The organism is Bradyrhizobium sp. YCK136 (assembly GCF_044570075.1).
GTDB classification, from domain to species: Bacteria; Pseudomonadota; Alphaproteobacteria; order Rhizobiales; family Xanthobacteraceae; genus Bradyrhizobium; species Bradyrhizobium diazoefficiens.
Genome location: NZ_CP172424.1, coordinates 7,243,393 through 7,256,461, shown reverse-complemented (window position 1 = coordinate 7,256,461; position 13,069 = coordinate 7,243,393). Strand labels below are relative to the sequence as shown.

The 13,069-nt window shown below is 66.8% G+C and carries 9 protein-coding genes; 5 read left to right on the top strand and 4 right to left on the bottom strand.

Features of this window, described 5'->3' with window-relative positions:
* Window positions 1-3: 3 nt before the first annotated feature.
* The 3 genes from ACFLEY_RS35080 to ACFLEY_RS35070 form a co-directional block, all read right to left on the bottom strand.
* Window positions 4-1,932 carry a hypothetical protein gene (locus ACFLEY_RS35080; RefSeq protein ID WP_396604343.1) on the bottom strand — a complete coding sequence of 643 codons (1,929 nt, stop codon included), beginning with the start codon at window positions 1,930-1,932 and terminating at the stop codon, window positions 4-6.
* 82 nt (window positions 1,933-2,014) lie between these two features.
* Entirely contained in the window at window positions 2,015-3,211 is a 1,197-nt protein-coding gene (locus tag ACFLEY_RS35075) for an acetate/propionate family kinase (RefSeq protein ID WP_060910856.1), read from the bottom strand.
* A gap of 4 nt (window positions 3,212-3,215) precedes the next feature.
* Window positions 3,216-5,603, bottom strand: coding sequence for a phosphoketolase (locus ACFLEY_RS35070; protein WP_060912958.1), 2,388 nt, complete (start codon window positions 5,601-5,603; stop codon window positions 3,216-3,218).
* A gap of 210 nt (window positions 5,604-5,813) precedes the next feature.
* Here ACFLEY_RS35070 and ACFLEY_RS35065 point away from each other — a divergent pair, with 210 nt between their 5' ends.
* From ACFLEY_RS35065 to ACFLEY_RS35050, 4 genes are all read left to right on the top strand, one after another.
* On the top strand, window positions 5,814-6,977 hold the full coding sequence (locus ACFLEY_RS35065; RefSeq protein WP_060912959.1) for a PA0069 family radical SAM protein: 1,164 nt from the start codon (window positions 5,814-5,816) through the stop codon (window positions 6,975-6,977).
* 24 nt (window positions 6,978-7,001) lie between these two features.
* Window positions 7,002-7,454, top strand: a complete 453-nt coding sequence (locus ACFLEY_RS35060) for a VOC family protein (protein ID WP_060910857.1) — start codon at window positions 7,002-7,004, stop codon at window positions 7,452-7,454.
* A gap of 76 nt (window positions 7,455-7,530) precedes the next feature.
* Complete coding sequence (locus ACFLEY_RS35055) at window positions 7,531-8,391, top strand: ribonuclease HII (protein ID WP_060912960.1); 861 nt, start codon at window positions 7,531-7,533, stop codon at window positions 8,389-8,391.
* A 315-nt stretch (window positions 8,392-8,706) separates the two neighbouring features.
* Window positions 8,707-10,215 (top strand): glycosyltransferase family 39 protein, encoded by a 1,509-nt coding sequence (locus tag ACFLEY_RS35050; RefSeq protein ID WP_211433789.1) that lies wholly within the window; start codon window positions 8,707-8,709, stop codon window positions 10,213-10,215.
* 117 nt (window positions 10,216-10,332) lie between these two features.
* Here the strand turns inward: ACFLEY_RS35050 and ACFLEY_RS35045 are convergent, their stop codons facing one another.
* On the bottom strand, window positions 10,333-11,148 hold the full coding sequence (locus ACFLEY_RS35045; protein WP_396604342.1) for a uracil-DNA glycosylase family protein: 816 nt from the start codon (window positions 11,146-11,148) through the stop codon (window positions 10,333-10,335).
* 135 nt (window positions 11,149-11,283) lie between these two features.
* Between ACFLEY_RS35045 and ACFLEY_RS35040 the strand changes: the two genes are divergently transcribed.
* Window positions 11,284-12,945 carry an electron transfer flavoprotein-ubiquinone oxidoreductase gene (locus tag ACFLEY_RS35040; RefSeq protein ID WP_060910860.1) on the top strand — a complete coding sequence of 554 codons (1,662 nt, stop codon included), beginning with the start codon at window positions 11,284-11,286 and terminating at the stop codon, window positions 12,943-12,945.
* Window positions 12,946-13,069 lie beyond the last annotated feature (124 nt).

The following is a 13,069-nucleotide window of genomic DNA, read 5'->3' as shown; positions in this document are numbered from 1 at the left end:
GTACTAGGCTGCGAGATCAATCATGATGTGCCGGCGCAACAGATGCCCGAAGCCGGCGAAACGGTCGGTGGCGCGCTCGATGGCGCGGGCAAGCTCGAGCACCGAGAGCGAGGTCGCGACGTCGAAGCCGCCGCCGAAGACCAGCGCGGTCGTCGCACGCTCGTGGCCGTCCGCGGCATGTTCGGCATCGATCAGGCGGCTCACGGCGGACAGCGCATCCTCGGAATCGGCGCGCCGCCCTTCCGGCACGTCGGTGGCCGCGGCGACGCCGCTGGCCGCGACCTCGGTCGCGGTCATCGCCACCACACAGAGTTCGGCGAGTGCGGCCAGCAGCGACGGATCAGTTCGCTCCGGCATCAGCGAGGCGATGAAGGCCGCCTGCTCCAGTTCGTCGACGGCCTCTTCGGCGCGATCGATCAACTGGGCGATCGTTGGCCGGGCGTTGAGCCGGTCGACTTCCTTGCGCGTTTCGAGCGCAATGCGATCGGCCTTCTGTTCGATCGCGCCGCAGCGTACTGCCAGCAGCTTGCGATCGGCCGGCTGGCCGGCCCGAAGCGTCGCAATATGGCGGGAGATCGCCGCAACAAGATCATGGGCAAGTCCGATCTGGCGCAGCACCGCGGCGAGCAGGGTGCCGTCAACGCGCTCCAGATGCCGCACCAGGTCGGCTTCGATCTGGTCGCGGACCGTCCTGACGGAGCGACCTGCGAGCAGCGCCTCGGTGGAGGCGCGCAGTGCCGCCTTCAGAAAATCGATCGCGGCGGCGCGGCCGAGCGCCTGGTCGAGCCGCTCGCCGAAGCCGATGCGCGCGGGGGCGGCGTTGCGCACCGCCGACCCCAACAGCTCGTTGCCGCCGAGCTCGAGAAAGCCGCGATGGCCGATCCGCTGTCGCGCCGCCCATTCCAGGATTCGTGTGGCGTCGTCCTTGGCAACCCAGGTCCGCAGCAGCTTGCGCGCCTTGTTCCAGTCGATCAGGAACACCAGCGCGGCGCCCACGGCCGCGAGGAATTCGTTGCGATCCGCGGCGTGAGCCGGCTGATACTGGCCGGTGACGAGATAGAATGAATTGTCTTCGCCGAGGCCCGCGGCGGTGTGGCGGTCGAGCCCGCTCCAACTCGCCTCGAACTTGTCGAACAGCGAGATGAAGAATTTTGCCCGCGCCAGATGTACGTCGGTGTAGGTGACAGTGACCGCGTTCTTCTTGACCGCGATCACCACCACATGGGCGTCCGTGGTGCCGATGTCGTTCTGGATCAGCAGCCGGCCGCCCGAGCGGGTCGCCATGGTGTCGAGACCGGGGTGGTTGAACTTCAGCCTTCGCGTCTGGTTCAGGCCTTTCATGAAGACCTCCACCGCGCCGCGATCTTCGCCGTGCAGTCCGAACACATGGGCACCGTCGAGCGTTTCCTCCGAACAGTTCGCCGCAAGCTTGTTCAGCGCCTTGTGCAGATCCATCACCAGCCGATGGAGGCTGGCGCCGGCCGTCTCGGCAACGCCGGTCAGGCGGGCAATGCGGGAAAGATCGATTTCATTGGTGGCATCGAGCAGACCCGCGCTTCGGATCGCCGTCAGCCGCGCGTTCGCCTTGTCGCCGTCCGACGGCGCGCCGGCGCTGACGGCGCGGATCATGGCCGCAGCGTCGTCCTGGATCTCCTTCATCAGCTTGGCGAGGTTCGGCGCCGCGAGCCGGGACGGTCCGACCAGATGGGCGCCGCCGATCAGCGTTGCGATCGCGGCTGGTGCAATGCCGGCGGCGTGACTCTCGACCGCAAGCTCGCTGGCGGGACGATCGGGATCTTGCGCATTCCGAGCCGCCGCCTGGAGCGCACTCATCCGCACTTTGATTCGGTCATTGGCGGCAAGCCCTTCCGCCACCAGCGCGGGCAACAGGATGTCGCCCTGTCCGAGTTCTTCGATGATCTGGGTTTTCATGGTCTGTCCGCGCAACGGTTGATGCCGTCCTTATGCCGCGAAGTTGCGACGGCCTCATTGCGACAGATCATTCATAAAACCGTCACGCAGCGTGTCGTTCGCGCAGCAGCGCGGCGCAATGGCGCGCGATCGTGATCTCTTCGTTGGTGGGAATGATGAAAATATCGACCGCACTGTCGCCGGTGCCGATCCGCTCGCGTCCCTCGCTATTCGCCGCTGCATCGATGCGCACGCCGAGCCAGGCGAGACGCTCGCCGATCGCGCTGCGGATCTCGCTGGCATGCTCGCCGATGCCGCCGGTGAAGGCCAGACAGTCCAGCCCCTGAAGCGTGGTCGCCATCATCGCGATCTCCTGCGCTGCACGGAAGGTGAAGAGATCGATCGCGTCCCGTGCCGCAGCCTCGCGGCTCGCAAGCAGCGTGCGCATGTCCGCCGACATGCCGGAGACGCCGAGCAGGCCCGACTCGTGATAGAGCAGGTGCTGGACGTCTTCGACCGACATCCCCTCGTGCTGTTGCAGATAGAGCAGCACGCCGGGGTCGATCGTGCCGCTTCGCGTGCCCATCACGAGGCCGTCGAGCGGCGTCAGTCCCATCGTGGTGTCGATACTGCGGCCGTTGCGGAGTGCGCAGAGACTTGCGCCATTGCCGAGATGCGCGATGACGGTGCGCTTCGCAACGAGCTGCGGCGCGATTCCCGCGAGGCGGCCCGCGACATATTCGAACGACAGTCCGTGAAAGCCGTAGCGCCGGACGCCGCGTCCTTCATAGCGCCTCGGAATCGCGAAACGGCTCGCAGGCGGTGCAAGTCCGTGATGGAAGGCGGTGTCGAAGCAGGCGATCTGTGGCAGCGCGGGACGGATCGCGGAGAGGGTGCGGACCGGCGCGAGGCAGCGCGGCTGGTGCAGCGGCGCCAGCGGCGTCAGGGCCTCCAGCTTCGCGGTGATATCGTCCGTCAATTCGACCGGGCCTGAATGATCCGGCCCGCCGTGGACGATACGGTGGCCGACTGCGCGCAAGCTGTCTTGGCCGAACCGGTCGTCGATGAAGGCGAGCGCGTCGGCGAACAGGTGGCCGCCGTCGGCATCGGCCTCGTCCCGCCGCTTCTCGAACAGGTCTTCGCCCGCGGGGCCTTTCACGACGAGCCGGGGCCTGGCCTCGTGCTCGTCGAGCAGGCCCTTGCAGAGCAGCGCGGGCTCTGCTGTCGAGATCTCGAACAGGCCGAACTTGATGCTCGACGAGCCCGAGTTGAGGACGAGAACCGCCTCTGGCACCGGCATGGCGTCAGCCCGGCTTGCCCGGCCAGACCCAGTCGCGGATATCGGGCATGTCCTCGCCGTGCTCGCGCACGTAACGTGAGTGCTCGATCAGCTTGTCGCGGAGCTGCTGCTTCACCTGCGCGGCCCTGGTCGCAAGACCCGGCACGCGTTCGATCGCCTCGATCGCAAGGTGGTAGCGGTCGAGCTCGTTGAGCACGACCATGTCGAACGGCGTCGTCGTGGTGCCTTCCTCGGCGAAGCCGCGCACATGCAGGCCGGCATGGTTGGTGCGGTTATAGGTCAGCCGGTGGATCAGATGGGGATAGCCGTGATAGGCGAAGATCACCGGCTTGTCGCGCGTGAACAGGCTGTCGAAGTCGCGGTCGGACAGGCCGTGCGGATGCTGGTCCTGCGGCTGCAGCGTCATCAGGTCGACGACGTTGACGACGCGGATCTTCAGATCCGGCAGCGCCTTGCGCAGCAGGTCGACGGCGGCAAGCGTCTCCAATGTCGGCACGTCGCCGGCACAGGCCATCACCACATCGGGCTCGCCACCCGCGTCTTCCGTGCCCGCCCAGGTCCAGATGCCGATGCCGACATCGCAATGCGTGGCGGCGTCCTGCATCGACAGCCATTGCGGCGCCGGCTGCTTGCCGGCGACGATCACGTTGATGCGGTTGTACGTCCGCAGGCAATGATCGGCGATCCACAGCAGCGTGTTGGCATCGGGCGGGAAGTAGATGCGAACGATGTCGGCCTTCTTGTTGGCGACGAGGTCGACGAAGCCGGGGTCCTGATGGCTGAAGCCGTTATGGTCCTGGCGCCAGACATGCGAGGTCAACAGATAATTGAGCGAGGCGATCGGACGCCGCCACGGCAGGTGCCGCGTCACCTTCAGCCATTTGGCGTGCTGGTTGAACATGGAATCCACGATGTGGATGAAGGCCTCGTAGCAGGAGAAGAAGCCGTGGCGACCGGTGAGCAGATAGCCCTCCAACCAGCCCTGGCAGAGATGCTCGCTCAACACCTCCATCACGCGGCCGTCCTGCGCGAGATGCACGTCGTAAGGCTCGATCGGCTCCATCCAGACACGTTCGGTCGTCTCGAACACCGCATCTAGCCGGTTTGACGCCGTCTCGTCCGGACCCATGATGCGAAAGTTGCGCTCTTGCGCATTGAGGCGGATGACGTCGCGCAAAAATTTGCCGAGCTCGCGCGTCGCTTCTCCCGTGACGGCGCCGGGCTGCGGCACTTCGACGGCAAAGCTGCGGAAGTCCGGCAGCTTCAGCTCCTTCTTCAGCACCCCGCCATTGGCATGCGGATTGGCGCCCATGCGGCGATTGCCCTCGGGTGCCAGCGCCTGGAGCTCGGGGACGAGCGCGCCGCTCGCGTCGAACAGTTTCTCCGGCTCGTAGCTGCGCATCCAGTCTTCGAGCACCTTCAGATGCGCAGGGTTCTCGCGGCAGCTTGCGACCGGCACCTGATGCGCGCGCCAAAAGCCTTCGACCTTCTTGCCGTCGACTTCCTTCGGACCGGTCCAGCCCTTCGGGCTGCGCAGCACGATCATCGGCCAGCGTGGCCGCTCGACGTTTTTGCGCCCGTCGCGGGCGTGCTGCTGGATCGAGCGGATGCTGGCGAATGCGACGTCGAGCGCATCCGCCATGATCCGGTGCATCAATTTGGGATCGTCGCCCTCGACGAACAGGGGCTCGTGGCCGAACCCGCGGAAGAGATCGCGGATCTCGCTGTCAGGCATCCGCCCGAGCACGGTCGGGTTGGCAATCTTGTAGCCGTTGAGGTGCAGGATCGGCAGCACCGCGCCGTCATGCGCCGGGTTCAGGAACTTGTTGGAGTGCCAGGACGCCGCGAGCGGGCCGGTCTCGGCCTCGCCGTCGCCGACGACGCAGGCGACGACCAGGTCGGGATTGTCGAGCGCCGCGCCATAGGCGTGCACCAGCGCGTAGCCGAGCTCGCCGCCTTCGTGGATCGAGCCGGGCGTCTCCGGCGCGGCGTGGCTCGGGATGCCGCCGGGGAAGGAGAACTGCCGGAACAGCTTGCGCAATCCGTCCGCATCGCGCGCGATGTTAGGATAGATCTCGCTGTAGCTGCCTTCGAGATAAGTGTTGGCGACCATGCCCGGCCCGCCATGGCCGGGACCGCAGACATAGAGCACGTTGAGGTCCAGCGCGCGGATGACGCGGTTGAGATGGGCATAGATGAAGTTCAAGCCGGGCGTCGTGCCCCAATGGCCGAGCAAACGCGGCTTGATGTGCTCGGCCCGCAGCGGTTCGCGCAGCAGGGGGTTGTCGAGCAGGTAGATCTGCCCGACGGAGAGGTAGTTGGCGGCGCGCCAGTAGCGATCAAGGAGATCGAGGTCGCTGCTCGCGGCGGCCGATTGTTGTTGATTTGTCATGTTCCTGCCGACCTTCACCCGGGATCGTCACCAACCGAGTTCCGGCGCGATCGATCCTTCGCGGCATCAAACGAGATCGTGGTGACGGCGATGTTGCGTGAGGTCAAAGGCAGGCGCCCGAAGTTTGGGCGCCTCTACTGTGCATGGGGTTGTTTTCACGTTTTTTGTTCTTGTTCTTGATTTGTTCCTTTGACGTGCTATCTTGGCTTCATGAGTCCAGCATCCTCTCATGCTCTCAAGCACCCGCCGGTCACGGCGCCCTCCGAGCCGGCGGGTGCGCCTTCTGATTTCCCCGAGCTCGCTGTCGCCATCGACAAGCAGCGCAGGCGGGGGCGGGGCGCGCAGTCCAACGCCAGCGGCCGCTATGAGGCCGAGGCGCGCGTCGCCTTCGACGACGGCTGGCAGAGCCTGGAAGAGCTGCCGCCATTCAAGACCACGGTCGCGGTCGACACCTCGCGCAAGGTGATCACCCGCAACGATTCGCCCGATATCGGCTTCGACCGCTCGATCAACCCCTATCGCGGCTGCGAGCACGGCTGCGTCTACTGCTTCGCGCGGCCGACCCATGCCTATCTCGGCCTGTCGCCCGGGCTCGACTTCGAGTCAAAACTGTTCGTCAAGCCGGAGGCCCCGGCGCTGCTCGAGAAGGAGCTCGCAGCAGCAGGCTATGAGCCGCGGATGATCGCGATCGGCACCAACACCGATCCCTATCAGCCGATCGAGCGCGAGCGCAAAATCATGCGCGGCATCCTGGAGGTGCTGGAGCGCGCTGGTCATCCCGTCGGCATCGTCACCAAATCGGCGCTGGTGGTGCGTGACATCGACATTCTCTCGCGCATGGCGAAGCGCAACCTCGCCAAGGTCGCGATCTCGGTTACTTCGCTCGATCCAAAGCTGGCGCGCACCATGGAGCCGCGGGCCTCGACGCCGCCGAAGCGGCTGGAGGCGCTGAAGCAGCTCTCCGACGCCGGCATTCCCACCACCGTGATGGTCGCGCCAGTGATTCCCGCGCTGAACGATTCCGAGATCGAGCGAATTCTCGATGCGGCCGCCCATGCCGGCGTCAAGGAAGCCTCCTACGTGCTGCTGCGGCTGCCGCTGGAGGTGCGCGACCTCTTCCGCGAATGGCTGGTGGCGAACTATCCGGACCGCTATCGTCACGTCTTCACGCTGATCCGCGACATGCGCGGCGGCCGCGACTACGACGCGAAATGGGGCGAGCGCATGAAGGGCACCGGCCCGATGGCCTGGACCATCGGCCGCCGCTTCGAGATCGCCTGCGACAGGCTGGGGCTCAACAAGCGTCGCGCAAAACTGACGATGGATCACTTCGCGCGGCCGAAGCGGAACGGCGATCAGCTCAGCCTGTTCTAGGAGCCGAGGCGAACGAGGTGTGTCATGAGTAAGGAACTGCCGCCCCCGGTGCCGCGGCTCACGGTCATCACGGGTGTGAGCGACATTCGCGCCAGCATCGCGTTCTATGATGCGCTGGGCTTTTCGCGCCGGCTGAAGGCGACCGGCGAGGCCGTCGCCTTCTACGATACCGGCGGTCCGGTGCTTGCCCTGTTTCACTGGGACCAGCTCGCGGCCGACGCGGCCTTGCCGGATAAGCCCAGGCCGACGACCTTCCGCGGCATCACGCTCGCCTGGAACTGCGCCACGCGCGAGGAGGTCGATGCGGTGCTGGCCTTCGCTGTCGACAAGGGCGCCGCGCTGCTGAAAGCGGCGCATGAGACCGACTATGGCGGTTATTCCGGCTATTTCGCCGACCCCGACGGCCATCCCTGGGAAGTCGTGGTCGCGCCGGGCATCGAGGTCGGTGAGGACCGGCGGGTGCATCTGGCCGAGTAGGCGGCTCGCCTGAATAACGGGAATTGCGAGGGGTTCCCGGTTGCGCAAGCAGGGCCGCTTGCGCACGATCCCCGCCATGATTCGGGATAAATCCGCCAAGACGTCGGCCAAAGCTGCGCCCAGGAAGGACGCTGCGAGGAAGGCTGCACCTGCAAAGGCTGGAAAGGCCTCGGCGGCCAAGCCTTCGACCGGCAAGAGCGCGGGCCCGAAAGGCGTCATTGCCGTCGCGCCGCCGAGCTTCCGCCGCGAGCGCGCGCTGATCAAGCGCGGCATCTGGCCGGTTGCGGGCTGCGACGAGGCCGGCCGCGGGCCGCTCGCAGGTCCCGTGGTGGCGGCCGCAGTGATTCTCGACCCCGACCGCATTCCCCGTGGCATCGACGATTCCAAGCGCCTGACGGCGGAGCAGCGCGAAAAGCTGTTCGACAAGATCTGCGCCACCGCGCAGGTCTCGGTCGCGGTTGCCTCGCCCGCGCGGATCGACCGCGACAACATCCTGCGCGCCTCGCTGTGGGCGCTGAAGCGCGCCGTGGTGGCGCTGCCCGAGGCGCCCCGCCACGTCTTCGTCGACGGCCGCGACCGGCTCGATACGGAATGCGACTGCGAGGCCGTGATCGGCGGCGACGGCATCGTCCTGTCGATCGCGGCGGCGTCCATTGTCGCCAAGGTGACGCGCGACCGGCTGATGTGCGCGCTGGCGCAGGACTGCCCGGGCTACGGCTTCGAGCAGCACAAGGGCTACGGCGTCCCCGAGCATCTCGACGCGCTGAACCGCCTCGGCCCGACCGTCCACCACCGCAGCTTCTTCGCTCCCGTCGCCGCCGCCCGCGCCAAGCACATGCCCTGGACAGTCGAGCCGGTGCGCGACTTGTTCGCGGCGACCGAGGTCGAGGTGCGGGTGGAAGCAAGCGTGCAGGTCGATACGTCGGCGGGCCTCTAATACTCATCTCTCGCGACGGGCTCTTCGCCTCTCCCCGTGCGCGGGGAGAGGCCGCAGCCCATCGAAGATGGGATGCGGGTGAGGGGAAGCCTCCGCGAGTCAATCTGTCACTATCCTTGCGGACGCTCCCCCTCACCCCAACCCTCCCAGCGCGAGCGAAGCTCGTCGCGCGCCTGCAAGCGGGGAGAGGGAGAAGACACACGGTCGGGGAGAGGGAGCAGACGGTCGTTGCCACAACGCGTAGCGCCCTTTATCAAAACACTCGTGAGCGAATAGGGCCGGCTGGACGGGTTGGCTGCATCTTTCGGGCGTTGCATGCGGTTTACCTCCCTGGTCATCGAGCTCATTCGCGCCCGGCCGCGGCTGATCGTGTGGATCGTCGTGCTGCTCCAGGCCGCGATGTGGCTGTTCGTGGCGCTGGCGTTCTATCGCAGCCCGCCCGGCACCCTTGCGACCCTCCTGGCCTTCGGCAGGGAATACCAGGTCGGCACCGATCTCGGCCCGCCGCTGCCGGTCTGGCTCGCCGACATCGCCTATCGCGCCGCGGGCGGTCACATGTTTGGCGTCTATGTGCTGGCCGAGGTCTGCGAGATCGCGACCTTCATCGCGCTCTACCATCTCTCCCGCGCCGTGGTCGGCTCGCAGCAGGCGGTGCTGGCCGTGCTGCTGACGATGACGGTGCTGGCCTTCTCCTCGCCCGCGCTCGATTTCGGCCCGCCGGTGCTGGCGCGACCGCTGTGGGCGCTGCTGCTGCTGCATTCCTGGCAGATCATCGGCCAGCGCCGCGGCAACGCCTGGTTCGCCTGGTCGATCGAGGCCGGGCTCTTGCTGCTGACGACGCCCGCGGCGGTCTTCCTGCTCCTGCTGCTCGTCGTCTTCGCGTTTGCGACCGCCGGCGGCCGCCGCACGCTGCTCGCGCTCGATCCGCTGTTCGCGCTGATCGTTGTCGCCGTGCTCGCGCTGCCCTATGCCGTCTGGCTGATGCGCGCCGAGACGCTGGTCCTGCCGGCCCTGCCTGCGGTCGCCGAGCTGAGCACCCGCGCGATCCACGCGGCCTGGCTGCTCGGCGGGCTCGTGCTTGGCGCGGCGGCGATCCCGGCGCTGACTTTCCTCAACACCGGCCTGTTCCTCGCCAAGGGCGAGGAGGCGCCGATCATCTACCGCCCGCCGGTCGAGCCGCTGGCGCGCAACTTCGTCTATTTCTTCGCGCTGGCGCCGGCGCTCGGTGCGGTGCTGATCTCCGGCCTGTTCGGGCTCGAGTCCGTCGTCGGCGGTGCCGGCGTGGTATTGGTGATGTCGGGGCTCGCCGTGGTGGTGGGTGCCGGCGATCTCATCGCGATGCGCCGCGCGCGGATGCTGCGGACGGTGTGGGCCGCCGCCGTCGTGGCGCCCGCCGCCGGCGTCGTGCTCGCCGTCCTGTTCCTGCCCTGGACCGGCGCCAATGAGATCGCGACCTCGATGCCGGCGCGTGCGATCTCGGATTTTTTCGATGACAGCTTTGCCCGCCGCACCAACCATCGCCTGCGTGCGGTGGCCGGCGAGACCCAGCTTGCGAGCCTCATCGCGCTGCATTCAGGCCGCCCGCATCTGTTCATCGATGCCGAGCCCGCGCGCACGCCGTGGATCAATCAGGCCAAGTTCAGCGAGACCGGCGGCGTCGTGGTCTGGCGCGCCGCCGACACCGCGGGCACGCCGCCGCCGGACATCCTCAAGCGCTTTCCCGGCATCGTGCCGGAAGTGCCGCGCGCCTTCGAATGGCTGGTGACCGGCCGCCAGCAGCTGCTGCGCATCGGCTGGGCCATCGTGCGGCCGAAGGGGGCGTAACCCGTCATTCCGGGGCGCGGCAAAGCCGCGAACCCGGAATCCATTCATCCACCAACTCTGCCGCTCGATGGATTCCGGGCTCTCGCTTCGCGAGCCCCGGAATGACGGTGTGTGTGGTTACACCGTGCCTTGCCCCAGCACCTTCGCGATCGCCCGCAGATCCTGCCAGGCCAGCCGCTTGTAGGACAGCGAGCGGAGCAGATAGGCCGGGTGGAAGGTCGGCAGCGCGCGGATGGTGCGCCCACCGGTCTCGTAGTCGAACCAGCGGCCGCGGGTGCGCATGATGCCTTCGCGCGTTCCGAGCAGCGTCTGCGTCGAGGGATTGCCGAGCGTCACCAGCACGTCGGGGTTCACCAGCTCGATCTGGCGCTGGATGAAGGGCAGGCACACTTGCGTTTCCTGCGGCGTCGGCGTGCGGTTGCCGGGCGGCCGCCACGGAATCACGTTGGCGATGTAGGCCGTGGTGCGGTTGAGGCCTATGGCCCCTATCATCAGATCGAGCAGCTTGCCGCTGCGCCCGACGAAGGGCAGTCCCTCGATGTCCTCGTCGCGGCCCGGCGCCTCGCCGACGAACATGATGCGCGCCTGCGGATTGCCGTCGGCGAACACCAGCCTTGTTGCGGTGTGCTTCAGCGCGCAGCCCTCGAAGCCCTGCATCAGCTCGCGTAGCGCCTCGAGCGTCGGCGCGGTGCGCGCAGCCTCGCGTGCCGAGGCGATCGCGACGTCGGGCGCGGGTGCGGCCTCGCCGCGGATCACCGCGGGCGCGGCGACCGGCCGCGGCGCCTCGACCGGCGCTGCTGCGCGCGGGACCGGCGGCGGGGCGTCCATTTCCGCCAGGCGGTCTATCGGCTCCTCCGCGAGCGCGCAGTCGACACCGGCCTCCAGATAGAAGGCGAGAAGCTCTCGGACGGTGGGGGCGGGTTCGGGGATCATGCGAAAGTCAGACTTTTATATCAGTTTGGGGCGCCATGCATCCCACCGGAACGCATTTCCGTGGTTGTCCTATCCGGAAAAATCGGAAACAAGAGGGCGCAAACGACCGAGGACCGTCTCAAGGGCTGAGATCAGATGAGCACCGAAGAACTTCCCCCGCGCGAATCCATGGAATTCGACGTCGTCATCGTCGGCGCCGGCCCCTCGGGCCTGTCGGCCGCGATCCGGCTGAAGCAGCTCAACGCCGATCTCAACGTCGTCGTGGTGGAGAAGGGCTCCGAGGTCGGCGCGCATATTCTCTCCGGCGCCGTGATCGATCCGGCCGGGCTCGACAAGCTTGTTCCCGACTGGCGCGAGGATTCCGACTGTCCGCTGAAGACGCAGGTGAAGGACGACCGCTTCTACTGGATGACGGGCGGCGGCGCGATCAAGCTGCCGAACTTCATGATGCCGCCCCTGATGGACAACCATCACTGCTACATCGGTTCGCTCGGCAATGTCTGCCGCTGGCTGGCGCGCAAGGCCGAGGCGCTCGGCGTCGAGATCTATCCGGGCTTCGCCGCGGCCGAGGTGCTCTATGACGAGGAGGGCAAGGTCAGGGGTATCGCCACCGGCGACATGGGCATCGGCCGCGACGGCAAGCCGAAGGACTCCTTTACCCGCGGCATGGAATTGCTCGGCAAATACACGCTGTTCGCCGAAGGCGCCCGAGGCAGCCTGACCAAGCAGCTGATTGCGAAGTTCGCGCTCGACGCCAAGAGCGAGCCGGCGAAGTTCGGTATCGGGTTGAAGGAAGTCTGGCAGATCGATCCCGCCAAGCACCAGAAGGGTATGATCCAGCATTCATTCGGCTGGCCGCTCGACCTGAAGACCGGCGGTGGTTCGTTCCTCTATCATTACGACGACAATCTCGTCGCCGTCGGCTTCGTCGTGCATCTGAACTACGACGATCCCTATTTGTCGCCGTTCGACGAGTTCCAGCGCTTCAAGACCCATCCGTCGATCCGCGGCACCTTCGAAGGCGGCAAGCGGCTCGCCTATGGCGCGCGCGCCATCACCGAGGGCGGCTATCAGTCAGTACCGAAACTGAGCTTCCCCGGCGGCGCGCTGATCGGCTGCGCGGCCGGCTTCGTCAACGTCCCGCGCATCAAGGGCGTCCACAATGCGATGGGCACCGGCATGCTGGCGGCCGAGCATGTCGCAGTAGCGCTTGCGGCCGATCGCGCCAATGACGAGATCGTCGAGTACGAGAACGCGTGGCGTTCCTCCTCCGTGGGCAAGGACCTCTTTCTGGCCCGCAACGTCAAACCGCTGTGGTCGAAGTTTGGCACCGTGCTCGGCGTCGCGCTCGGCGGACTCGACATGTGGTGCAACACGCTGTTCGGCGCCTCGCTGTTCGGTACCCAGTCGCATTCCAAGCCCGATCGCGCGACGCTCGATCCGGCCAAGAGCCACGCGCCGAGGAACTACCCGAAGCCGGACGGCAAGATCTCGTTCGACAAGCTGTCGTCGGTATTCCTGTCCAACACCAATCACGAGGAGGACCAGCCGGTCCATCTCCGGGTTGCCGACATGAACCTCCAGAAGACCTCCGAGCACGACGTGTTCGCCGGTCCCTCGAATCGGTATTGCCCGGCCGGCGTCTACGAGTGGGTGGAGGAGGGGGCGAGCCCGCGCTACCAGATCAACGCCCAGAACTGCGTCCACTGCAAAACCTGCGACGTGAAGGACCCCAACGGCAACATCACCTGGGTTCCGCCGGAGGGCGGCGGCGGTCCGAACTACGAGGCGATGTAAGGGCGGGCCAATCAGCGCGGATCTGGTCACAAAGGGTGATCTGCCGCACGTTCGCGTGAGAACCGGGCCGCGGCCACCTGTCGCGGCCACGATAAGGCCATAGTGGCGGCGTCTTGGGGCGCTC